Below are 23,178 nucleotides of genomic sequence, written 5' to 3' on the forward strand. Positions count from 1 at the left end.
TTGAGCGAATTTCTCAACCGCCGCCTGACTCTGCTCGGCGAGCCTGCCACCCTTTCTCTGCTCGCGCAGTGCCTGCATGGCATCGAGCGTGAGTGCCTGCGCGTCAACCACGAGGGTCGTCTGGCGCAGACGCCGCACCCCGAGGCGCTGGGGTCGGCGCTGACCAATGAACAGATCACCACGGACTATTCCGAGTCGCTGCTGGAGTTCATCACGCCCGCACTCGAAGACCCCGCACAGACCCTGCACAGCCTGGAGCAGATCCACCGCTTCGTGTACAGCAAGCTGGGCAGCGAGTACCTGTGGAGCCCCTCCATGCCCTGCCCGCTGCCGGCCGAGGAAGATATTCCGCTGGCCTACTACGGCACCTCGAACATCGGCCGCCTCAAGTACGTCTATCGCCAGGGCCTGTCCCTGCGTTACGGCCGCACCATGCAGTGCATTGCCGGCATTCACTACAATTTCTCCCTGCCCGAGCAGCTGTGGCCGGTTCTCAAGCAGGCTGATGGCTATGTCGGCACCGATCGTGATTATCAGTCCTCCGCGTACATCGCGCTGATTCGAAATTTCCGTCGCTACAGCTGGCTGCTGATGTACCTGTTCGGCGCCTCGCCGGCACTGGATGCCGGCTTCCTGCGCGGCCGCGCCCATCAGCTCGAGCAGTTGGATGCACAAACCCTGTACCTGCCCTACGCCACCAGCCTGCGCATGAGCGACCTGGGGTACCAGAGCAATGCCCAGGCCGGCCTGACGCCCTGCTACAACGATCTGGCCAGCTACACCGACAGCCTGCGCAAGGCGGTGGCCACGCCGTATCCGCCGTATGTGCAGGTGGGCACGCACAAGGACGGCGAATGGGTGCAGTTGAACACCAACATCCTGCAGATCGAGAACGAGTACTACTCCAACATTCGTCCCAAGCGGGTGACCTACAGTGGCGAGCGGCCGATCCAGGCATTGATGGCTCGCGGTGTGCAATACATCGAAGTGCGCTGCCTGGACATCAATCCGTTCCTGCCCACCGGGGTCGACCTGACCGAGTCGCGCTTCCTCGATGCGTTCCTGCTGTTCTGTGCGCTGGAAAGCAGCCCGCAGATCGACAGCAACGAATGCGCGGCCTGTACCGGCAACTTCCTCAGCACGGTCAAGGAAGGTCGTCGGCCGGGCCTGCAGTTGCAGCGCAATGGCGAGGCGGTCGAGCTCAAGGCGTGGGCCGGCGATTTGCTGGAGCGTATCGACGCGGTCGCTGCCCTGCTCGATCGCAGTACCGGTACCGATGAGCATGCCCAGGCGATGGCGGCGCAGCGCGCCAAAGTCAGCGATCCGTCGCTGACGCCATCGGCGCAGGTCCTGGCGAAGATGGCCGAGCAGAAACAGAGCTTCGCCGAGTTTTCCTTCAGCCAGAGCCAGGCCCATGCCGAGTACTTCCGGCAACAGCCCCTGAGCAGCCAAGACCAGGCGCACTTCGAAGAGCAGGCGCGCGATTCACTGGCTGCCCAGGCGACGCTCGAGGCCGAGGAAGTGGGCGATTTCGATGTGTTCGTCGGTTCCTATCAGGCAAGCATCCTGGCCATCAGCAACTGACAGCGCTCAATACCCTGCGGTATCTCTGCTGCACCGCAGCGCCCTTTTCGCGGGAAGAGCCCGCTCCCACAATGGATATGTGCTTATCTCATGTGGGAGCCGGGCTCTGCCCGCGAAGAAGGCGCCACCGGTCGGCCTGATGCGCCGCTATAGCGCCTTTTCGAAGATCTTCGAATTACGCTGATAGTTGTACAGCGAGGCGCGTGCCGCCGGCAGGCGTTCGACGCCGCTGGGCACGAAGCCACGCTCGCGGAACCAGTGCGCCGTGCGGGTGGTGAGCACGAACAAGGTGTTCAACCCCAACGCCCGCGCCCGCTCTTCGATACGCTCGAGCAACTCGTCGCCACGACCGCCATGGCGGTATTCCGGATTCACCGCCAGGCACGCCAGTTCGCCGGTCTGTGAGTCGGCGATCGGGTACAGCGCGGCGCAGGCGATGATCATGCCTTCACGCTCGACCACGCTGAACTGGGTGATCTCGCGCTCCAGCACTTCGCGAGAGCGGCGTACCAGGATGCCCTGCTCTTCCAGCGGGCTGATCAAGTCCAGCAAGCCACCGACGTCTTCGATGTTGGCTTCGCGTACCTGTTCGAACTGCTCCTGCGCCACCAGGGTACCGCCACCATTGCGGGTGAACAGCTCGGTGAGCAATGCGCCATCTTCGGCGTAGCTGACGATGTGCGCGCGGCTGACGCCCCCCTTGCACGCCTGGGCGGCCGCATCGAGCAGTTCCCCCTGGTAATCGTTGCCCAGTCGCAACAGGTGCGCCGGCACCTGCTGCGGGCGCAGTTCGCGCACCAGGTGACCGGTTTCATCGAGCAGCCCCGGCTCGGCACCGAACAGCAGCAGCTTGTCGGCCGCCAGGTCGATGGCGGCCCGTGTTGCCACGTCTTCACAGGCAATGTTGAAGATCTCGCCGGTAGGCGAGTAACCCAGCGGCGACAACAGCACGATCGAGCGTTCGTCGAGCAGGCGGTTGATGCCCTTACGATCGACCCGACGCACTTCGCCGGTGTGGTGATAGTCGACACCCTCGACCACGCCGATCGGCCGCGCCGTGACCAGATTGCCGCCGGCCACGCGCAACCGCGAGCCCTGCATCGGCGAGGACGCCATGTCCATGGACAGGCGCGCCTCGATGGCGATCCGCAGATGGCCCACCGCATCGATGACGCACTCGAGCGTGGCCGCATCGGTAACCCTGAGGTTGCGATGATAGTGCGGGCTCAGGCCGCGCGCGGCCAGACGGCTTTCGATCTGCGGGCGCGATCCGTGGACCAGCACCAGGCGCACGCCCATGCTGTGCAACAGCACCAGGTCGTGGACGATATTGCCGAAGTTGGGGTGGGCAACGCCCTCGCCGGGCAGCATCACCACGAAGGTACAGTCACGGTGGGCATTGATGTAGGGAGAAGCGTGGCGAAGCCAATTCACGTAGTCGGGCATAACGGCAGAAGCCTGTAGAAAAGTGGGACGAAAAGCATCACTCGGCGCACAGCGGTATGAGGGTTATCGTCGTGACAGGCTTGGCAACACGCGCGCACTCCTTGCAGGGATGACGGCCCGCAGGCAGGCCGATTTAGGCAATCACCGATTCGAGGCAGTAATGCTCGATCAGTTCACGCAATAGACGCACGGTAGGCTGCAAACGTGACATTTCCAGGTATTCGCCGGGCTGGTGCGCACAGGCGATGTTGCCTGGCCCCAGCACCAGGGTTTCACAGCCCATGCTCTGGAAGTACGGCGCCTCGGTACCGAAGCCCACGGCCGCCGCCGTGTACCCCGTCAGCCGCTCGGCAACCCGCACCAGCTCGGTGTCGGCACGCTGCTCGAAGGGTGGCACCTCGGCGAACAGCGGGGCATAGTCGATCTTCACCTGGTGCAACTCGGCCAACGGCGCAAGCTTGCTGCGAATGGCGGTGCGCAGGACCTGTGGGTCCATGCCCGGCAACGGCCGCAGGTCGAACTCCAGCGAGCATTGCCCACAGATGCGGTTGGGGTTGTCGCCGCCATGGATGCAGCCCAGGTTCAGGGTCGGTTGGGGCACGCTGAACTGCGCGTTGTTGTATTCGCGCTGCCATTGCCGACGCAGGTTCATCAGCTCGCCGATTGCACCGTGCATTGCTTCAAGGGCGCTGTGACCAAGGCTTGGGTCCGAGGAATGGCCACTGCGGCCAAGGATGTCGATGCGCTCCATCATCACCCCCTTGTGCAGGCGGATCGGCTTGAGCCCGGTCGGCTCGCCGATGACCGCGGCACGGCCCAGCGGCCGGCCGGCGGCGGCCAGCGCCTTGGCACCGGACATCGAGCTTTCTTCGTCACAAGTCGCAAGGATGATCAGCGGCTGCTTGAACGGCTGATCAATCAGGCCACGCACCGCCTCGATCGCCAGTGCGAAGAAGCCCTTCATGTCGCAGCTGCCCAGCCCGACCCAGCGTCCATCGACTTCGGTGAGCTTGAGCGGGTCGGTGTTCCACAGCGCCTCGTCGTAAGGCACCGTGTCGCTGTGCCCGGCCAGCACCAGACCGCCAGGGCCGCTGCCGAACGTGGCGATCAGGTTGAACTTGCCGGGCTCGACCTGCTGGATCTCGCAGGCGAAGCCCAGCTCGGTCAGCCAGTCGGCCAGCAGATCGATCACCGGGCCGTTGGACTGATCCAGGCTGGGCTGGGTGCAACTGACCGAAGGCGCCGCGATGAGGGCGGCGAATTGTTCCTGCATGGACGGCAATGGCATGGCGATCCTCCCGAGGCGAGCCCCATCATAGAGCCATCGGGCGCCAAGAATAAACCGCCACGGCACGACTGCTGTACACTGCACGGCCTTATCTAGTCATCAGCGCGTTGTTGTCCGCCAGCGCTTGGATTGCCCCCTCATGCACAAAGAAACCGAAATCAAACTGCGCGTCAGCCGCGAAACGCTCGCTGCTCTGCGTGAGCATCCCCTGCTGAAAAAGCGCAACAAAAGTGGCTGGGAGCGCCGAGAGCTGTTCAACCAGTACTTCGATACGCCTGCCCGCGAGCTGGCAGCGGCCAAGGTCGCGCTGCGCCTGCGCCGCGATGGCGAAGAGGTCATCCAGACCCTCAAGACCCGTGGCAGCAGCGTGGCCGGGCTGTCGCAGCGCAACGAATACGACTGGAACCTGCCCAAGGCCAAGCTCGACCTGAAGAAGCTCGACGGCGAATGCTGGCCCGAGCAACTGGCCGAGTTGGACAAGAAGACCATCAAGCCGGTATTCACCACCGACTTCGTCCGCGAGCGGGCGGAAATCGCCTGGGGCCGCGGCAAGGCCCGGGTGGTGATCGAAGCGGCCCTGGACCTGGGCAAGGTCATCGTCGGCAAGCAGTCCGAAGAGATCTGCGAGCTGGAGCTGGAACTGCGTGAAGGCGAGCCGGCGGCATTGCTGGAGCTGGCCGCCGAGCTGGCCGAAAAACTGCCCCTGATGCCCTGCGACATCAGCAAGGCCGAGCGCGGCTATCGCCTCAGCGATCCGGACAGCTACGCGCTGAGTCTGCCCGCCCCCGAGCTGGGCGCCGAGACGACGCTCGACGATGCCTTTACCGCCCTGGCCTGGCACCTGTTGGCAAACAGCCAGCGACTGGCCGAGCAGTACCGCTTCAACGGCCACTGGCGCCTGCTGCAGGACTGGGTGCAACAGCTCATCGAGTTGCGCGGGTTGGTCGGCAGCCTGGGCCAGGCCGCACCGCGCGCCAGCAGCAACGAACTGCGCACTGCCCTGGACGCCCTGCTCGAAGACTGGCGCCCGCTGGTGCAGGCCGGGCAGGAAGACGAAGACGTGCGCAAGGCCGCACCCGAGCAGTTCGCCGAAGAGCTGCTGGACGTGCGCTGGGGCCAGTTCTCGCTGAACACCTCGCGCTGGCTGATGGGCCGCCTGTGGACGGTCGAGCGCAACAACCGCGGCAACCGTCAGGGCGCCGCTCAGCTGCAAAGCTGGCTAGGCCATCTGCTGGCCGAGGAAGGCGCAGCGCTGCAACTGCCCCGCTACCAGCAGCAACCTGAGGATCTGGCCGAGCAGTTGCCGCGTATCGAGCGGATCCAGAGCTGGCTGCATCTGGCCCGTGGCGTACTGGACGTGCCGGAAGTCGATCGCCTGTTCGGCGAGCTGAACAAGCTGCACGCTCTGGCCAGCCTGGACATCACCGATGAAGTGCTGGATGCGCGGATGCAACAGGCCATCGCCGTGAGTCAGAATCGCGCGTGGAAACTGTTGCTGCGCAAGTAAGCTTTGTGGTGTTTGTTCTGACCTCTTCGCGGCTGCTAGCCGCTCCTGCAGGGTGTTGTGAACCTGTAGGAGCGGCTGATCTCGCTAGTCACCGATCCACCGGCAGGCTGGTGGTCGACTTGATTTCGGACAGCGCCACCGTCGAATTCACCTCCTGAATGCCCGGCACCATCGACAACTTCTCGAAGAAGAAACGCTCGTAGGCCTCGATGTCCGGTGTGACGATGCGCAGCAGGAAATCGACATTGCCCATCAGCACATAGCACTCCAGCACCTCTGGAAAGCCCCTTATGGCCTCCGTGAATTCGGTGAAGTTCGACCGGCCGTGGGCGTTGAGTTTCACCTCGGCGAATATCTGAGTATTCAAGCCGATCTTCTTGCGATCCAGCAGGGTCACCTGCGCCCGGATGACCCCCTCTTCCTTGAGCCGCTGGATGCGCCGCCAGCAAGGCGACTGCGACAACCCCACCTGCTCGGCAATCTGCGCGCTGGACAGCGTGGCGTCCTCTTGCAGCAACGCCAGAATGCGCCGGTCGTAAGCATCCAGCGGGCTGTGCATAATTATTTCTCCATTGTTCGAATTGTAAAATTGTTTGATTCAAGATAGCCCCATAACGAGCAAAGTTGGGCAAGAAATACCGTGTTGGCCATGGGAGACTTTCCCCATTGACCACGGAGATCACCCATGTCTGCCTTTGAATCGCTGACCCCGCTACGCCCGGATGTCTGGGCCGCTGGCAATCTGACCACCACCGTGCAGTTCAACCTGAGTGCAGAGATCGAAGCCGACGTGCTTTGCCGGGTGCTCAACCTGTTTGCCATGCAGTACCTGATTCCCTGTCAGCTCGCGGCCCGCCAGGTGGCGGACAGCCTGGAAATCCAGGTGCAAGTGAGCGAGTTGAGCTGGCATCGCGCACAGGTGATCGCGGAAAAGATGCGCAACCTGATCAGTGTCCTTGATGTGCAACTGGCCGATGCTCAGCATCCGGCCCAGGTGCAATCGTACGCTTGAGTCGGCGACAAATGCGGCAATGGTTGCCATGAGGGCAATTTCCGGCATGGGCGCTAGGCTATGTGGCACGACAGATCGCGCACCGCCAAGGAGGCCCCCGCATGACCCTCGTCGCCACGACCCTGCGGCATCGCCCTGACTGCGACCTGTGCTTGCGTGAGCTGGTCGACGACTTGCTGGCCGACGGCCTTATCGGGCTGGAGCGCGCCCAGGCACTGCGCGACAGCCTCGACTACAAGGAACCGCTTCAGACACACCCCCTGCAACAGCTCGCCGACTACCGATTACCCGATCTCCGCCAACCCGGACAATTGCTGACCCTCGAAGCGCTGACCCAATGGCTGGCACAGCGTGCCGACCAACCGTACCTGCGCATCGATCCGTTGTGCATCGACGTACCCACCGTGGTGGCCTTGATGCCCCAGGCCTTTGCTCAGCGCCATGGAATCCTTGCCGTGGCCGTGGACGAGCACAGTGTCACCATCGCCAGCGCGCAACCGTGGCAGCGTCAATGGGAAGCCGACCTGGCCCAGGTGCTCAAGCGCACGATCAGGCGTGTAGTGGCCAATCCCGTCGACATCCAGCGCTTCACCGAACAGTTCTTCCAACTGGCCCGCTCGGTCAGCGGCGCTAAGGTCCAGGGCCAGTCAGGCCATGTGGGCAACCTGGAGCAACTGCTGCAGCTGGGCGACATGGTCGCGCCTGCCGCCAGCGACCAGCACGTGGTCAACATCGTCGACTGGCTGTTCCAATACGCGTTCGAGCAACGCGCCAGCGATATCCATATCGAGCCTCGACGAGACTTCGGAGCGTTGCGCTTTCGCATCGACGGCTTGCTGCATTGCGTGTACCGGTTCCCCGAACAGGTCACGCTGGCCATCGTCAGTCGCCTGAAAAGCCTGGGTCGCATGAATGTCGCCGAGAAGCGCAAGCCTCAGGATGGGCGGATCAAAACCCGCCTGCCCGAGGGCCAGGAGATCGAGTTGCGCCTGTCCACCCTGCCCACGGCCTTCGGTGAAAAGCTGGTGATGCGCATCTTCGACCCACAGGTGCTGCTCAAGGATTTCGCCCAGCTCGGCCTTGTGGCCGACGACCTGAGTCGCTGGCGGCAGATGACCACCCAGGCTCATGGCATCGTGCTGGTCACCGGCCCCACCGGCTCGGGCAAGACCACCACGCTGTACACCACCCTCAAGCAGCTGGCGACGCCGCAGATCAACCTGTGCACCATCGAAGACCCGATCGAGATGGTCGAACCGGCTTTCAATCAGTTGCAGGTACACCACAACATCGATCTGGACTTCGCCAGCGGCTTGCGTGCGCTGATGAGGCAGGATCCGGACATCATCATGATCGGCGAGATCCGCGACCTGGAGACGGCCGAGATGGCGATCCAGGCCGCCCTGACCGGCCATCTCGTGGTGTCGACCCTGCACACCAATGATGCCGTGGGCGCGATCACCCGGCTGCTGGAGCTGGGCGTCGCGCATTACCTGATCAAGGCCACGGTGCTGGGCGTCATGGCGCAGCGACTGGTACGCACGCTGTGCGTTGACTGCAAGGCGCCCACGCATATCGATCCGACAAGCTGGCAGGCCCTCATCGGGCCCTGGCGCATGGCTGTCCCGGAGGGTGCCCAGCGCGCCGTCGGTTGCCCGCGTTGTCGAGACACGGGTTACTGCGGGCGCGCCGGCGTGTATGAAGTGCTGCTGCTGAGTGATGGTGTGAAAGCCTGCATCGGCGCCAATACCGACTTCACTGCGCTCAGGCGTCAGGCGTGCAAGGAAGGTATGCGCAGCCTGCGCCTGGGGGGTGCGCGGCAGATCGCTGCCGGCCTGACCACGCTCGAGGAAGTACTGCGCGTGACCCCGCGCATCGACGCGATGTGAAGCCGCCACTACGGGCCGCTCGACCACCTCGGGGAACTTGAATGACATTGACCCTATCCAACGAGCAGAACGACAACTGCCCCGGATCACATTCGTACCGGATCACACTGTGGAGTCTCGATCATGCGCCTCAAAACCGCTGTTGCTACCCTAGCGTTGCTATCCCTGCCCGTCAGCTCGGCCATGGCCGATCCCTTCTGGCGCAACGTGCTCTCCTCTGGCGCCACGACCGGCTCCTCCTACCTGACCTTCAAGGATCACAAGCTGATCATCGCCGCACAGGACGATGCCGGCAGCTTCGTGGCCAGCGAAGGCGGTATCCGCGGCCCGTATCTGGAAGCGGCGATCCAGAAAGTCCGTGCGCAGAACCCTGGTCTGGAAGCGTCCGACATGGACCTGGCAAACGCCATTCTGGCCAAGAACGCCGTCGCCGATAACTGACAGCGCGACCATGAAAAAACCCTCGCACATCGGTGCGAGGGTTTTTTTATGCGTGCAGCTTTTCGGTACCAGGTCGAGCGAGGGGCCTTGCGGCCCCTCTATGACGGTCAACGTACCAGATGCAGGAACTGCATGTGCCGTTCGTACTGATCGAGGATGTCGTTGATGATCTGCTCCTTGCTGTAGCCGACCAGATCGTAATCCTGGCTGCCTTCGGACAGATGCACCTCGGCTCGATAGTAGCGGCGGTTCTTGAGCTCCTGGTTGCCCATCCCGCCACGGGCGAAGGATGGCGTGAAGTAACCGCGCATCTGCACCTGATAGATGAATGGCCGCTCCTCGCCGTGCCCGATTTCGAACGTCACGTTGTCGTGGCTGGTGTCCTCCTGGGTCACGGCATCCAAGCCCTTCTCGGCGAACGAGGCGGTCACTTCGGCCACTGCCGGGCGCACATGGGTGTCCATGAACCGGTACACCTCGTCACGCGAGGGGAAGCTCACGGCCTGGCTCAGGCGCTGTCGCCAGCCGCCGCGCCCAGGCCGCGAGCTGGCAACCGGGGCCAGCGAATACAACTGGGCGATCTTGCGCTGGCCTTCCATGTGGAACGCCTTGTGCAGCCCCCACATCATCGCCAGCAGGATGATCGAGAACGGCAGCGAGGTCAGCACCACCGCCGATTTCAACGAATCGATGCTGCCGGCGAACAGCAGGCCACTGGTGACCAGCGCCGTCATCGCGCCCCAGAATACCCGCAGCCATTTCGGACCGTCTTCGTCCGGGTTGCCACCGCGTGCGGACAACGTCGAGAGCACGACAGTGCCCGAGTCGGCCGAGGTGACGAAGAACACGAAGCTGATGAACACGGTGACCGCGATCACTGTCCGCGCCCAAGGGTAGGTTTCCAGCAGCAGGTAGAGGGTCATCGACGGGTCGGTGATGGCCGACTGGCCGATCGCGGCCATGCCGTGATTGATCACCTGATCGATCGCGCTGTTGCCGAAGATCGACATCCACGCCAGGGTGAAACCCAATGGAATCAGCAGCACGCCGAAGACGAACTCGCGAATGGTGCGTCCTCGCGAGATGCGCGCGATGAACAGCCCCACAAACGGCGACCAGGCAATCCACCAGGCCCAGTAGAACACCGTCCAGTTGCCCAGCCAGTCACTGGGTTTGTCATAGGCATAGACGTCGAAACTCTTGCTGGGCAGCGCGCCCAGATAGTCGCCGACGTTTTGCACCAGAGTGCTGAGCAGGTGCTGGGTCGGCCCCGCGAACAGCACGAACAGCAGCAGCGCACAGGCCAGCAGCATGTTGATGTCGGACATCACCCGCACGCCCTTGTCGACGCCGGAAACCGCCACCAGAATGGCTGCGCCCATCATCAGGGTGATCAGGATCACCTGGACCCATTGGGTATGGGCCACACCGAACAGGTAATCCAGGCCCGAATTGAGGTGCAGGACGCCAAAGCCCATGTCGGCACCCAGGCCGAAGATGGTAGCAATGATGCCAAAGCCATCCACGGCGTAGCCGATCGGCCCGTTGATGCGTTTGCCGATCAGCGGGTAGAGCGCCGAGCGCAGCGCCAGCGGCAGGTTGTGACGATAGGCGAAATAAGCCAGCGCCATACCGACGAAGGCGAACACGCCCCAACCGTGCAAACCCCAGTGCAGGAACAGCAGCTGCATGGCCTGACGTGCGGCCTCCTGGGTACCCGCCTCGCCCTGCGGTGGTTGCAGCATGTGGGTCAGCGGTTCGGACACGCAGAAGAAGAACAGGGTGATGCTGATGCCGGCGGCGAACAGCATGCCGGCCCAGGACAGATAGCTGAATTCGGGCTCGTCGTGATCGGCCCCCAGCTTGATCTTGCCGTAGCCCGACAGCGCGGTCACCACTACGAATACCAGGTACAGCGTCATAGCCAGCATGTAGTACCAGCCAACGGTGTTGGCCGCCCAGCTCTGCGCGGCCAGCAGCCATTGGCCGGCCGCCTGCGGGAAGGAAATGACGACGATGCCGAAAATCAGAATGAAGCTGGCGGCAAAGTAGAACACCGGAGGGTTCATGCGCACGTTGCCGCTAGGTGTCGATGAAGATGCACTCATGCGTTGTGCACTCCACACGTTCGGTAATGGAAGAAACTGGGCGTTTTCAGCAAGGGATGGCCTCCTGTTGAACGCGAATCGCGATCCATGGTTTTATTGAACGAGCGTTCAATTAAAACACGAGTGATGGGTAGATGGCCAATTGATGGGCCAAACGGTCCTGTTGAACAGGCCGCTGGCCGTGCGCCGTGTACGCTTATTTCTGGCTGCTGTCGTGCTGCACCAGATTGGCTTGGGTCAGGTTGCTGCCGGCGGGCACGGTGCGCGTGAGCCACACGTTGCCGCCGATGGTCGAGCCCTTGCCGATGGTGATGCGACCCAGAATGGTCGCCCCGGCATAGATGACCACATCGTCCTCGACGATCGGGTGGCGAGGATGACCTTTCTGCAATTGTCCGGACTCGTCCGCCGGGAAGCGCTTGGCGCCCAGGGTGACCTGCTGGTAGATACGCACCCGTTCGCCGATGACGGCGGTTTCGCCGATCACCACGCCTGTGCCATGGTCGATGAAGAAACTCGGGCCGATCCGCGCGCCGGGGTGAATGTCGATACCGGTCGCCGAATGGGCCAGTTCCGAGCTGATGCGCGCCAGCAACGGCAGGCCGGCCAGATACAGATGGTGAGCCAGACGATGATGAATCACGGCCAGCACGCCGGGGTAGCAGAGCAGCACCTCATCGACGCTGCGCGCCGCCGGATCGCCATGGTAGGCCGCCAGCACATCGGTATCGAGCAACCGCCGCAGGCCCGGCAGGGCGGCGGCGAAATCCTGGATCAACTGCAACGCTTTGGCGTCGACGGCCGGCAGGTCGCAGTCACCATTGCGCGCCGCATAACGCAGCTCCAGGCGAGCCTGGGTCAGCAGTTCGTTGAGCGCGGCGTCCAGGGTGTGGCCGACGTAGAAATCTTCGCTTTCCTCGCGCAGGTCCACCGGCCCCAGGCGCATCGGGAACAACGCACCGCACAACTGTTCGAGCACCTGGGCCATGGCCTCGCGTGAAGGCAGCTCGCGACCGCCCTGCATGCCGCAGCTGCGCCCGTTCTGCCGACGCCAATCGGACCGCGCCTCATGCAACTGGCCGACGATGGACTGTAACTGCCAATGGCCTTTGCGTGCCTGAGGAATGTCGTTCACGGTTATGTCCTGCCCTGTGCGAAAACAGCGATGGCCGCCGATAGGCGCCCACCATACGGGAAAAATCCTGGCACCAAAAAGAACGCTTTGGATCGATCGTGGAGCATCTGAACATAAGCCGGGGTCATACGTTCCGTGGCTACCGTTGGGACTTGTGGGCCAGCGTGGCGGTGCCTATAGTCCTTTTTTCCGATCGCGCCCCTCCTTCATCACGATCATCCATTACAACAAGGATTCGCCATGAATTTTCCCGCATTGCGCAAACACCTGCTGATCGCCGGTCTGGTTCTGGGCAGCTCGCTGCTGGGCCAGGCGGTCGCCGGCGAACAGTTGCAGAAGATCAAGGACGCCGGTGTCATCAACGTCGGCCTGGAGGGTACCTATCCACCGTTCAGCTTCGTCGATGAAAACGGCAAGCTGACCGGTTTCGAAGTGCAGCTTTCCGAGGCGTTGGCCAAGGAGCTGGGCGTCAAGGTCAAACTGCAGGCGACCCCGTGGGCCGGCATCCTCGCGGCGCTGGATTCCAAGCGTCTGGACATCGTGGTCAATCAGGTGACCATCTCCGAGGAGCGCAAGAAGAAGTACGACTTCTCCACGCCCTACACCATTTCGGGTATCCAGGCGGTGGTCGCCAAGAAGAACGCCGACAGCATCAAGCAGGCGTCGGACCTGGGGGGCAAGAAAGTCGGCATGGGCCTGGGCACCAACTACGAGCAGTGGCTCAAGGACAACGTGCCGAGCGCCATCGTGAAGACCTATGACGATGACCCCACCAAGTATCAGGACCTGCGCGTCGGCCGCATCGATGCCATCCTGGTGGATCGCCTGGCGGCCTTCGACCTGATCAACAAGACCAACGAGACTCTGGCCCTGGCCGGCGACGCGTTCTCGCGTCAGGAATCGGGGATCGCCGTGCGCAAGGGCGAACCGGAGCTGCTCAAGGCCATCGACGACGCTCTGGAGAAACTGCGCAAGGACGGCACCCTGGCCAAGCTCTCCAAGCAATGGTTCAGCGCTGACGTCACCCAATGATCGAGAGCAGCCTGCAGCTGATGCTCGATTCGGCGCCCTTTCTGCTCAAGGGCGCCTACTACACGATATTTCTCAGCCTGGGCGGCATGTTCTTCGGCTTGCTGCTGGGTTTCGGCCTGGCGCTCATGCGCCTGTCCAGAAGCCGGTTGCTGAGCTGGCCGGCGCGGGTCTACGTGTCGTTCTTCCGCGGCACACCGTTGCTGGTCCAGCTGTTCGTGATCTATTACGGCCTGCCCCAGGTCGGTATCGAGCTGGACCCGCTGTCGGCGGCGCTGATCGGGTTTTCCCTGAACATGGCAGCCTATGCCTGTGAAATCCTGCGCGCAGCGATTGCGTCCATCGAGCGCGGTCAGTGGGAAGCAGCCGCCAGCATCGGCATGACCCGCGCGCAGACCCTGCGCCGGGCCATCCTGCCGCAGGCCATGCGCACCGCGCTGCCGCCGCTGGGAAACAGCTTCATCTCGCTGGTCAAGGACACGGCGCTGGCCGCCACCATCCAGGTACCGGAGCTGTTCCGTCAGGCGCAGTTGATCACAGCACGCACGTTCGAGATCTTCACCATGTACCTGGCGGCCGCATTGATCTACTGGCTGTTGGCAAGCATTCTGGCGCACCTGCAGAATCACCTGGAACGGCGGGTCAACCGCCACGACCAAGAGGCGTGAAGCAATGATCGTGGTAAAGGGCCTGACCAAGCAGTTCAATGGTCACACGGTGCTCAAGGGCATCGATCTGGAGATCGCCGCCGGCGAAGTGGTGGCCATCATCGGCCCCAGCGGTTCGGGCAAGACGACCTTCCTGCGCTGCCTGAACCTGCTGGAAACACCCACCAGCGGCCGCATCCGCGTGGGCGACATCGAAATCGACGGTGCCCGCGTGGCACAGCAGCAAGGCTTGATTCGCGAGCTGCGCCAGCAAGTGGGCTTCGTCTTCCAGAACTTCAACCTGTTCCCCCATCGCACGGCATTGGAAAACGTCATCGAAGGGCCGGTGGTGGTCAAGAAAACGGCCATGGCCGAGGCGGTCGAACTGGGCCGCAGCCTGTTGGCGAAGGTGGGTCTGGCCGGCAAGGAGGACGCCTATCCCAGGCGGCTGTCGGGGGGCCAGCAGCAGCGCGTGGCGATTGCCCGGGCACTGGCTATGCAGCCGCAGGTGATCCTGTTCGACGAGCCGACTTCGGCGCTCGATCCGGAGTTGGTCGGCGAGGTGCTGGCGACCATTCGAGGCCTGGCGCAGGAACGGCGGACCATGGTCATCGTCACCCACGAGATGCAGTTCGCCCGGGACGTGGCCAACCGCGTGGTGTTCTTCGACCAAGGCGTGATCGTGGAGCAGGGCCCGGCCCGTGAGCTGTTCGCCAACCCGCAGCAGGCGCGGACCCGGCAGTTTCTCGATAAATTCCTGCACCCCGAGCGGTAATACCGCTCAGGGTTTGCGGAACACGTAGAACAGGTTCGGTTCGCTGACCATGTACAGGTTGCCATCGTCGTCCATGGCGATGCCTTCGGGTTGCGGCACGCTCTTGCTCAAACCCTGGTGGCCCTTGCGCAGCGACATGGTGCTCAGGGGCCGCCCCTGCACGTCCAGTTCGACCACCAGCAGCGACTCGTCCGAGAGTGCCAGCAGGTGACCACTGCGCTCGTCATACTGCAGGCTGGAAAGATCGCGCACGAACAGCCCGGCATCGCGCCGACGGTCCTGGGTGACCTGCACGTCCAGCGGCTTGTCACTCACCCCCCGTGGAAAACCCTGCACCTCGTAGATCAGCATGGGGTCGCGCTCGCGCGCCACGAACAGGCGCTTGCCGGCCGAATCGTAGGCCAGCCCTTCGAAGCCCTTGTTGCTTCGGCCACCGAAGTTGAGGCTCAACTGCTCGGCGTGCTGCGCATCGAGGATCTGCGTGGTGTCGTCGATGTTGATCTTGATAAGCCGTTGCTGGCGCTCGTCGGTGATCACATAGACACCGGGGCTGATGTACTCGACCGCTTCCGGGTCACCGAATCCGACCAGCTCGATCCGCCGCAGGATTTTGCCCTGCAGCGACAGTTCGATCAGCTCCGAGCGCTGGTTGGTGACGGTGAACAAGGTCTTGCGCGACGGGTCGAAGGTCAGCGCCGAAATGTCGTCGTCCAGACCTTCGATCACCTTCGCTTCGATATCCACCTGATAGCTGTCCAGATCGATCGCACCCGGCAGGGGCCCGCCCAGCCAGCGCTCGACATTGAAACTGGCGCGTTCGAGCCAGCGAAAGTGGTGCAGCGCGGCGAAGGCGCAGATCAGCGTGAGCAGTGCCGCGATCAGCAGCAGGTGTACGGGTCGAACGAAGAAACGCATCGCGTCGGGCTCTTGAATGAAGTGTGCGCATCAAACCATTAAATGATGAAGCCAAGCTTAAGTTTCTACGGATAAACCTGTAGGAAGTTTCCGCAACATCACTGTACTGAAAACGCGCTCGCCGCCTCAGTGCTTGCGCAACACGTAGAACAGATTTGGCTCGCTTACCAGATAGAGGGTGCCCTCGTCATCGATGGTCACCCCTTCAGCACGCGGGATGGTGTCCTTGAGTCCGTTCATGCCGCCCAGCAACGTCATGAAGCTCCATTGCTTGCCCGCTTCGTCATACTCCATCAGCAAGTGCGAGTCGGCCGACAGCAGCAGGCGGTGGCCGGTACGAGGATCCACTGCCAGCGCCGAGAGGTTGCGCATGTCCAGGTCGGACGCATCCAGGCGTTGTTTCTCGCCGATGGGCTGGCCATCGCTGCCCAGCTTCAGCGAGAACAGCGCCGGTGGTCGCTCCTCACCCAGCAGCAGGCGCTGGTTGCGCGGATCCCAGGCCAGCCCTTCGAAGGCCTTGTTCTGATCCGTCGAAGGGCCGAGGTCGAACGATGCGAAATCGGCGATGTTCAGCTCGCGGGTATCGGCGTCGACCTTGACCACGGTCAACTGGTGCTGGCGCTCGTCGATGATCGCCAGACGCCCGTCGGGCAGCGCCGTGACCGCCTCCGGATTTTTCCAGCCGTTGAGTGGCATCTTGCGCAACACGTCGCCCTGTAGGCTCAATTCGGTCAGGTAGGGATTCTTGCCCATGACCGCGAACAGCGTGCGGGTGCCAGAGTGATAGGTGATGTCCGAAGCCTCGTCGCCTTCCATGCCCGGCAAGTGCTTGCCGTCGATCACGGCCTTGTAGTCGGGCAACCAGATGCTGGCCTTGCGCTGCGCGCTGTTCTGCGTCCACTCCTGCACCCACAGCTCGGCCCGGTCGTCCCAGTGCAGGACCACGGCGACGATGTAGCCGCTCAGCAGCACCAGCAGGGTCCACAGGTACCAACGTTTATACAGGGGGCGGGATGAATGCAGCGCGGCGCGGACCATGGAGTACCCTTGCTGGAGATGGATTCATGCGGGCACATCTGGACGATGCACCCACTGGGGTGGGGGCATTATCCAGATCGAATGTCAAAAAAAAGTGAGGCGCGGCGCGACTACTGAACGCAGCTTTCGAAGCGGCTGACACCCGGCAGTTCCAGCACGATATCGGCGCCGACTTCAAGCGGACCGACCCCGGCCGGGGTGCCGGTGAGAATGACGTCGCCGGCCTGCAGCGAGAAACATCCGGCCATGTACTGGATCATCGGCACGATGGGGTTGAGCATCAGGCTGCTGTTGCCGTCCTGGCGCACTTCGCCGTCGATGGTCAGGCGTATCGGGATGTTGGTGAGGTCGGGGAAGCTTGCCGCCGACACGAAGGGTGCGATCACCGCGGCGCCGTCGAACGACTTGGCGATCTCCCACGGCAGGCCTTTCTCGCGCAGGCGTGACTGGACGTCGCGCAGGGTCAGGTCCAGCGCCGGAGCGAAACCGGAGATGGCATCGATGACTTCTTCGACACTGGGCCGGGTGCTCAGGGATTTGCCCAGCAGCACCGCGATCTCGGCCTCGTAGTGCACCGCGCCGCGGTCGGTGGGAATGCTGAAGGTTTCCTGCAACGGCACCACGCAGCTGCTGGGCTTGATGAACAGCAGCGGTTCGGTCGGGATCGGGTTGTCCAGTTCCTTGGCGTGCTCGGCGTAGTTGCGGCCGATGCACACCACCTTGCCCAGCGGGAAGTGGATACGGGTGCCATCGATGTACTGGTGCTGGTAGCTCATTGCTCGAACCTCTGCTCAGATGAACGCATCAAATGGAAAAGATCTTGCCCGGGTTCATGACCCCGTTGGGGTCGAACACGGCCTTCATGGCCTTCATGTACTGGATTTCGACCGGCGAACGGCTGTACTGCAGGTAGTCGCGCTTGACCATGCCCACGCCATGCTCGGCGGAGATGGAGCCGTTGTACTTGCGTACGGTTTCGAACACTTCGGTATTGACCAGCGCGCACTCGGCGAAGAACGCGTCCTTGTCCATGTGCTCGGGCTTGAGGATGTTCAGGTGCAGGTTGCCGTCGCCGATGTGGCCGTACCACAGCACGTCGAAGGCCGGGTACCGTTCGCTGACGATGGCGTCGATTTCGCGCAGGAAGGCCGGCACTCTGGAAATGGTTACCGAAATGTCGTTCTTGTACGGCACCCAATGGGAAATGGTTTCGGAAATGTACTCGCGCAGCTTCCACAGGTTGCGCAGTTGCTGCTCGCTCTGGCTCATCACGCCATCCAGCACCCAGCCCTGCTCCACGCAGTGCTCGAAGGTGGCCAGCGCGGTGTCGGCGATGTCATCGGTGGTGGCTTCGAATTCCAGCAGGGCATAGAACGGGCAGGCCGTTTCGAACGGCGCCGGCACGTCGCCGCGGCCCAGCACCTTGGCCAAAGCCTTGTCGGAGAAGAACTCGAACGCCGTGAGGTCGAGCTTGCCCTGGAACGCGTGCAGCACCGGCATGATCGCGTCGAAGTCGGCGGTGCCGAGCACCATCGCGGTGAGGTTCTTCGGCGCGCGGTCCAGACGCATGGTGGCCTCGACGATGAAGCCCAGGGTGCCCTCGGCACCGATGAACAGCTGACGCAGGTCGTAGCCGGTGGCGTTCTTGACCAGGTCCTTGTTCAGCTCCAGCAGATCGCCCTGGCCGGTGACGACCTTGAGGCCCGCCACCCAGTTGCGCGTCATGCCGTAGCGAATGACCTTGATGCCGCCAGCGTTGGTGCCGATGTTGCCACCGATCTGGCTGGACCCCGACGAGGCGAAGTCCACCGGGTAGTACAGGCCATTCTCTTCGGCCAGGTTCTGCAACTGCTTGGTGATGACCCCCGGCTGGCACACCACGGTGCGGTCGGTGGCGTTGAATTCGAGCACCTTGTTCATGTAGTCGAACGACACCACCACTTCGCCGTTGGCCGCCACTGCTGCCGCCGACAGACCGGTGCGGCCGCCGGAGGGCACCAGCGCGACCTGGCGCTGGTTGGCCCAGCGAACGATGGCCTGGACCTGTTCGATGGTCTTGGGAAAGGCGATGGCGCTGGGGGCCGGGGCGTACTGTTTGGTCCAGTCCTTGCCGTAGGTGTCGAGGGAGGCGGCATCGGTGAGGACCTTGCCGGGCTCGAGCAGGGTCTTGAGTTCATCGATCAAGGCGTGGCTGTTCATGGACGCGACTCTGGAAGTGAAGGTTTCACGAATCGAGCGGTTCGCGGCCCGTCAAACCTCGAACCATTCATAGTCACCCTGAGAACGGCTCATGACCCAGGATGGGCGTACGACAGGGAGGCTATGCTAGCATACGCACCCCGCCAATCGAGCTCTGGCCCGGTGCGCGCCGCTTCACTTCCTGCCATTTTTTTCGGGACACAGGTTTACGCAGATGAGCAAGACTTCCCTCGACAAGAGCAAGATCAAGTTCCTTCTTCTCGAAGGCGTCCACCAATCCGCCGTGGACGTCCTCAAGGCTGCCGGCTATACCAGCATCGAGTACCACACCAAGTCGCTGCCCGAAGCCGAACTCAAGGAAAAGATCGCCGACGCGCACTTCATCGGCATTCGCTCACGCACCCAGCTGACCGAAGAGCTGTTCGACTGCGCGAAGAAACTGGTGGCCGTGGGCTGCTTCTGCATCGGCACCAACCAGGTCGACCTGGCCGCTGCCCGCGAACGCGGCATCGCCGTGTTCAATGCGCCGTACTCCAACACCCGCTCCGTGGCCGAACTGGTACTGGCCGAGGCCATCCTGCTGCTGCGCGGCATCCCCGAGAAGAATGCTTCCTGCCACCGTGGCGGCTGGATCAAGAGCGCGGCGAATTCCTTCGAGATCCGTGGCAAGAAGCTGGGCATCATCGGCTATGGCTCGATCGGTACCCAGCTCTCGGTCCTGGCCGAAGGCCTGGGCATGCAGGTGTACTTCTACGACACCGTGACCAAGCTGCCGCTGGGCAACGCCACTCAGGTCGGCAGCCTGACCGACCTGCTGGGCATGAGCGACATCGTCACCCTGCATGTGCCTGAAACCGCCGCCACCCAGTGGATGATCGGCGAGAAGGAAATCCGCGCCATCAAGAAGGGCGGCATCCTGATCAACGCCGCGCGCGGCACCGTGGTCGAGCTCGACGCACTGGCCGAGGCGATCAAGGACAAGCACCTGATCGGCGCCGCCATCGACGTGTTCCCGGTCGAGCCACGCTCCAACGACGACGTCTTCGAAAGCCCGCTGCGTGGCCTGGACAATGTCATCCTGACCCCGCACATCGGCGGTTCCACGGCCGAAGCACAGGCCAACATCGGTCTGGAAGTGGCCGAGAAACTGGTCAAGTACAGCGACAACGGCACCTCGGTGTCGTCGGTCAACTTCCCCGAAGTGGCTTTGCCGGCGCATCCGGGCAAGCACCGCCTGCTGCACATCCACGAAAACGTGCCGGGCGTGATGATGGAGATCAACAAGGTCTTCGCCGAGAACGCCATCAACATCTCCGGCCAGTTCCTGCAGACCAACGAAAAGGTCGGCTACGTGGTGATCGACGTCGACGCCGAATACTCGGATCTGGCGCAGGAAAAACTGCAACAGGTCACCGGGACCATTCGTTGCCGCGTACTGTTCTGATAGCGACCGGATTGCGGTGTGCCTGGCACACCGCGTCGTCTGGTTCGCGGCTGCTAGCCGCTCCTACAATCAACCCAGATCTCCTGTAGGAGCGGCTGGTAGCCGCGAACCAGGCGACGCGGTGTATCAGAACGGCTCATTGCCTCGCCGCCGAAACCAGCCCGTCAGCGACAATCGATTGCGCTGTGCCGGCATCACTTCGTGCGGCACCTCTCCGGAAAGAAACACCACCAGCGTGCCACCGATCGGCTGCACGTCGTACGCCGTGTCGCCTTGCAGGTACATGCGCAATTGCCCCCCATCCGCTTCGCTCCAGTCCGCATCGTTCAGGTACAGCACCGCTGAAACCATGCGCCGGTCATCGTCGCGAAAGCGGTCCAGATGACGCAGGTAGACACTGCCCGGCGGGTACAGGGCGAAGTGGCATTCGAAGTCTTCCAGCCCCAGGAACAGACCCCGGTTCAGGGCTTCGCGCAGGCTGTCCATGACTGACAGGTAGGTGTCGCACGGCAGCGCTTCGCCCGGCTCGATCCACTGGATGCGATCACCGCGAATGCCTTCACGAATCTCCTGGGACGGGCCACGCCCGACGGCCGCTGGCGCCAGCTCGCCCTGGGCATGACGGGTACGGCATTCGGCCGCCAGCGCCAGGGTCAACGCCTGGGGCACGAAGAGTTCCTGCTGCGACCAACCCTGCTCGGCCAGGTCGTCGACGATGCGCAGCAGCAGCGGATGGTCAGAAGGTATTTGCATGCCCGGCATAGTATCCATACGCCCGCAAAACCGACAGAGGCTTGCACAGTGTCGATGCATCCAAGCGCGATGCCTGTGTCACTTCTCGACAAAGCCTGGCAATGCCACGGACAATGGCCCCTTGCCGACAGGAGTCCCTATGCGCCGCGTCCTTGTGTTCTTGATGATGTTCAGTACGACGCCTGCCTGGGCCGACGACCACGACTTGCTGTACAAGGCCGCTGGCTGGCCTGAACAAAGAGCGCATTTCAGCGATGCCCTCAAGGCTGCCCAGCAGCGCTACCAGAGCAGCCTGCCACCGGCTGTGTTTCAGGCACTGGTGAGCAACAGCGACCAACGCTTCGCGGCCCAGGCCATGGACCAGCGTGCCGAAGCGCGGCTGCGCCAGGGGTTGGCCGATCCCAAGCCTGCCCTCGCCTTCTTCGAATCGCCATTGGGCCGCAAGATCGTCGCCGCCGAACTGCTCGCCACCCGCAGCGACCAACTGGCCAAGAACGCCCAGGGCTTGCCGAAACTGCAGGTCGAGTCCACCCGCGCGCTGTTGATCGGCCACCTGGCCCAGGCCCTGCCCGCCCGCCAGGCCGGTGCAGAGGTCAGCCTGGCGATCGCCGGGGTGGCCGCCGACAGCCTCAGCTCGATGATTCCAGGTCTGCTGGGGGCCGGTCAGGCCGCGGGTTTGCTCGATGGCCAGCGTGAGCGGCTGCAGCAGCAGATCGGCATCGATTTGAACAACACGCTGCTGTACGTGTACCGCGATCTGTCCGATCCGGAACTGGAAGAGTTCGTCGACTTCGCCGAGTCTGCCGCCGGGCAGGCTTATTATCAGGCCGCCCTGGAGGCGGTACGGGCAGGATTGGCGGTTGGACAGGCGCAAGGCCGCCCTGGGGCTTAGCGTGGCCACGCGGGCCTATTCGCGGGCAGAGCTCTCACAGGATCCACTAATGCCTGTGTGGGAGCGGGGCGGGCGGCGAGTCCTCTGCCCGCGAATGGAGCGACGCGGTTACAGATTCTGATCAAAAAACCCGAAGCACTGCGCCCGAATCGGCGGCACCTCATTGACCAGATGATGCTTGCCCCCCGCCACTTGCAACAGCCGCACTTCAGCGAACTTGCCGCGAAGTACCTTGAGGTTATGCCGCCAATCCACGGTGTCATCGTCATCCCCCTGCACGATCACCACCGTCCGCGGACTGCGCGGCGCGGCTTCGATGTGTTGCACCCACTGAACCAGCGCACCTACCCATGCCGTTGGCAGGCGCCGGGGTTGCAACGGATCGGCCTGCAGAAAAGGCAGAAAATCCACGTCGTTGCTATTGGCGCTGAAACGCCGCGCAATGCCGTTGACGAAAGGCTTGAGCAGGCGATAGCTGAGCTTGGACAGGCCCCACGCCACCGGCCGCACCAAAGGCGCCATCAACAGCACCTGCCCCTGTGCCGGTGACCGTGCCCCGTGGTACAGCAGATGGTCGATGATGATCGCGCCACCGGTGCTCTGGCCTAGCAAATGCCACGGCTGGGGCAACTGCAGCAGGCTCGCTTCGGCGAACAGGCCATTGAGGGTCGCCTGGTAATCGGCGAAGTTGTGAATGCTGGCCCGCTCTCCGCTGGACAGGCCATGACCTGGCAAATCGCAGGAAATGACCGCGAAGCCGCGCTCCAAAGCCCATTGCACGGCGTGCCGATACAGCCCCATGTGGTCGTAGAAACCGTGCATGACGAAGAGCGTGGCAATGGGTTGTTGCGGTATCCAGACCTGAGCGACGAGGTCGAAACCTGCTACCTTGAAGCAGCCCAGCCAGCTTTGCGCGGGAAGGTCGAGCTGGTAGAAGCGTTGATAGCCCTGGGCCTCGGCTGACAGTGGCTGTCGGGCGCTCAGGGGTTGCAGGGAGTTGCGCAGGGAATCGGGTTGGAATGCATGGGGCATGAGTGAGTATTCCAAGGCAATACGTGTGCTGGCTGTGTGGGCCT

Annotated in this window: 21 protein-coding genes; 10 read left to right on the forward strand and 11 right to left on the reverse strand. The window is 62.9% G+C overall.

The features are described 5' to 3' along the window. Positions 1-1,584, forward strand: a complete 1,584-nt coding sequence (gene gshA / locus ASF66_RS17030) for a glutamate--cysteine ligase (protein WP_056844702.1) — start codon at positions 1-3, stop codon at positions 1,582-1,584. Positions 1,585-1,731: 147 nt separating this feature from the next. Here gshA and argA read toward each other — a convergent pair whose 3' ends face one another. Continuing rightward, complete coding sequence (gene argA, locus ASF66_RS17035; RefSeq protein ID WP_049860245.1) at positions 1,732-3,030, reverse strand: amino-acid N-acetyltransferase; 1,299 nt, start codon at positions 3,028-3,030, stop codon at positions 1,732-1,734. A gap of 133 nt (positions 3,031-3,163) precedes the next feature. Beyond that, positions 3,164-4,318: an acetylornithine deacetylase gene (gene argE / locus ASF66_RS17040; RefSeq protein WP_056844703.1), complete on the reverse strand. Its 1,155-nt coding sequence runs from the start codon at positions 4,316-4,318 to the stop codon at positions 3,164-3,166. A gap of 139 nt (positions 4,319-4,457) precedes the next feature. Here argE and ASF66_RS17045 point away from each other — a divergent pair, with 139 nt between their 5' ends. Then, positions 4,458-5,825: a CYTH domain-containing protein gene (locus ASF66_RS17045; protein WP_056844704.1), complete on the forward strand. Its 1,368-nt coding sequence runs from the start codon at positions 4,458-4,460 to the stop codon at positions 5,823-5,825. Between the two features lie 88 nt (positions 5,826-5,913). On the opposite strand, the gene ASF66_RS17050 is transcribed toward ASF66_RS17045, so the two are convergent. After that, positions 5,914-6,384, reverse strand: a complete 471-nt coding sequence (locus tag ASF66_RS17050; RefSeq protein ID WP_049860248.1) for an Lrp/AsnC family transcriptional regulator — start codon at positions 6,382-6,384, stop codon at positions 5,914-5,916. A gap of 126 nt (positions 6,385-6,510) precedes the next feature. Between ASF66_RS17050 and ASF66_RS17055 the strand changes: the two genes are divergently transcribed. The 3 genes from ASF66_RS17055 to ASF66_RS17065 all read left to right on the forward strand — a co-directional run bounded on the left by ASF66_RS17055 (position 6,511) and on the right by ASF66_RS17065 (position 9,167). Then, on the forward strand, positions 6,511-6,837 hold the full coding sequence (locus tag ASF66_RS17055) for a hypothetical protein (protein ID WP_049860249.1): 327 nt from the start codon (positions 6,511-6,513) through the stop codon (positions 6,835-6,837). Positions 6,838-6,938: 101 nt separating this feature from the next. Continuing rightward, complete coding sequence (locus ASF66_RS17060) at positions 6,939-8,726, forward strand: GspE/PulE family protein (RefSeq protein WP_056844705.1); 1,788 nt, start codon at positions 6,939-6,941, stop codon at positions 8,724-8,726. A 123-nt stretch (positions 8,727-8,849) separates the two neighbouring features. Next, positions 8,850-9,167 (forward strand): DUF2388 domain-containing protein, encoded by a 318-nt coding sequence (locus tag ASF66_RS17065; RefSeq protein WP_043192301.1) that lies wholly within the window; start codon positions 8,850-8,852, stop codon positions 9,165-9,167. A 107-nt stretch (positions 9,168-9,274) separates the two neighbouring features. Here ASF66_RS17065 and betT read toward each other — a convergent pair whose 3' ends face one another. After that, a complete protein-coding gene (gene betT / locus ASF66_RS17070; protein WP_177331308.1) occupies positions 9,275-11,236 on the reverse strand; it encodes a choline transporter BetT in 1,962 nt (653 codons plus the stop codon). A 235-nt stretch (positions 11,237-11,471) separates the two neighbouring features. Beyond that, positions 11,472-12,401, reverse strand: a complete 930-nt coding sequence (epsC, locus tag ASF66_RS17075; RefSeq protein WP_376787067.1) for a serine O-acetyltransferase EpsC — start codon at positions 12,399-12,401, stop codon at positions 11,472-11,474. A gap of 249 nt (positions 12,402-12,650) precedes the next feature. On the opposite strand from epsC, the gene tcyJ reads away from it, so the two are divergent. Genes tcyJ through tcyN form a run of 3 tightly spaced genes read left to right on the forward strand, consistent with a single transcriptional unit; the run spans position 12,651 to position 14,861 of the window. After that, entirely contained in the window at positions 12,651-13,442 is a 792-nt protein-coding gene (gene tcyJ / locus ASF66_RS17080; protein ID WP_049860253.1) for a cystine ABC transporter substrate-binding protein, read from the forward strand. Beyond that, the gene (gene tcyL, locus ASF66_RS17085) at positions 13,439-14,107 is read left to right on the forward strand and encodes a cystine ABC transporter permease (RefSeq protein ID WP_122742938.1); all 669 of its coding nucleotides are present in this window, start codon (positions 13,439-13,441) and stop codon (positions 14,105-14,107) included. Before tcyJ ends, tcyL begins: the two co-directional genes overlap by 4 nt. A gap of 4 nt (positions 14,108-14,111) precedes the next feature. After that, entirely contained in the window at positions 14,112-14,861 is a 750-nt protein-coding gene (tcyN, locus tag ASF66_RS17090; RefSeq protein WP_056844707.1) for an L-cystine ABC transporter ATP-binding protein TcyN, read from the forward strand. Between the two features lie 6 nt (positions 14,862-14,867). Here tcyN and ASF66_RS17095 read toward each other — a convergent pair whose 3' ends face one another. The 4 genes from ASF66_RS17095 to ASF66_RS17110 form a co-directional block, all read right to left on the reverse strand. Next, on the reverse strand, positions 14,868-15,776 hold the full coding sequence (locus ASF66_RS17095) for an SdiA-regulated domain-containing protein (RefSeq protein WP_056844708.1): 909 nt from the start codon (positions 15,774-15,776) through the stop codon (positions 14,868-14,870). Between the two features lie 126 nt (positions 15,777-15,902). Beyond that, positions 15,903-16,814 carry an SdiA-regulated domain-containing protein gene (locus ASF66_RS17100; RefSeq protein WP_049860257.1) on the reverse strand — a complete coding sequence of 304 codons (912 nt, stop codon included), beginning with the start codon at positions 16,812-16,814 and terminating at the stop codon, positions 15,903-15,905. Between the two features lie 110 nt (positions 16,815-16,924). Beyond that, positions 16,925-17,590: a fumarylacetoacetate hydrolase family protein gene (locus tag ASF66_RS17105; RefSeq protein ID WP_056844709.1), complete on the reverse strand. Its 666-nt coding sequence runs from the start codon at positions 17,588-17,590 to the stop codon at positions 16,925-16,927. Between the two features lie 28 nt (positions 17,591-17,618). After that, positions 17,619-19,013: an FAD-binding oxidoreductase gene (locus ASF66_RS17110; protein WP_056844710.1), complete on the reverse strand. Its 1,395-nt coding sequence runs from the start codon at positions 19,011-19,013 to the stop codon at positions 17,619-17,621. A 214-nt stretch (positions 19,014-19,227) separates the two neighbouring features. Between ASF66_RS17110 and serA the strand changes: the two genes are divergently transcribed. Further along, positions 19,228-20,457 (forward strand): phosphoglycerate dehydrogenase, encoded by a 1,230-nt coding sequence (serA, locus tag ASF66_RS17115; protein ID WP_049860260.1) that lies wholly within the window; start codon positions 19,228-19,230, stop codon positions 20,455-20,457. A 126-nt stretch (positions 20,458-20,583) separates the two neighbouring features. Here the strand turns inward: serA and ASF66_RS17120 are convergent, their stop codons facing one another. Further along, the gene (locus ASF66_RS17120; RefSeq protein WP_056844711.1) at positions 20,584-21,219 is read right to left on the reverse strand and encodes a 2OG-Fe(II) oxygenase; all 636 of its coding nucleotides are present in this window, start codon (positions 21,217-21,219) and stop codon (positions 20,584-20,586) included. Positions 21,220-21,349: 130 nt separating this feature from the next. Here ASF66_RS17120 and ASF66_RS17125 point away from each other — a divergent pair, with 130 nt between their 5' ends. Then, entirely contained in the window at positions 21,350-22,102 is a 753-nt protein-coding gene (locus ASF66_RS17125; RefSeq protein WP_056844712.1) for a DUF2059 domain-containing protein, read from the forward strand. A 108-nt stretch (positions 22,103-22,210) separates the two neighbouring features. Here the strand turns inward: ASF66_RS17125 and ASF66_RS17130 are convergent, their stop codons facing one another. Beyond that, complete coding sequence (locus ASF66_RS17130; protein WP_056844713.1) at positions 22,211-23,134, reverse strand: alpha/beta hydrolase; 924 nt, start codon at positions 23,132-23,134, stop codon at positions 22,211-22,213. Positions 23,135-23,178 lie beyond the last annotated feature (44 nt).

It is taken from the genome of Pseudomonas sp. Leaf129 (assembly GCF_001423465.1).
Taxonomy (GTDB): Bacteria; Pseudomonadota; Gammaproteobacteria; order Pseudomonadales; family Pseudomonadaceae; genus Aquipseudomonas; species Aquipseudomonas coleopterorum.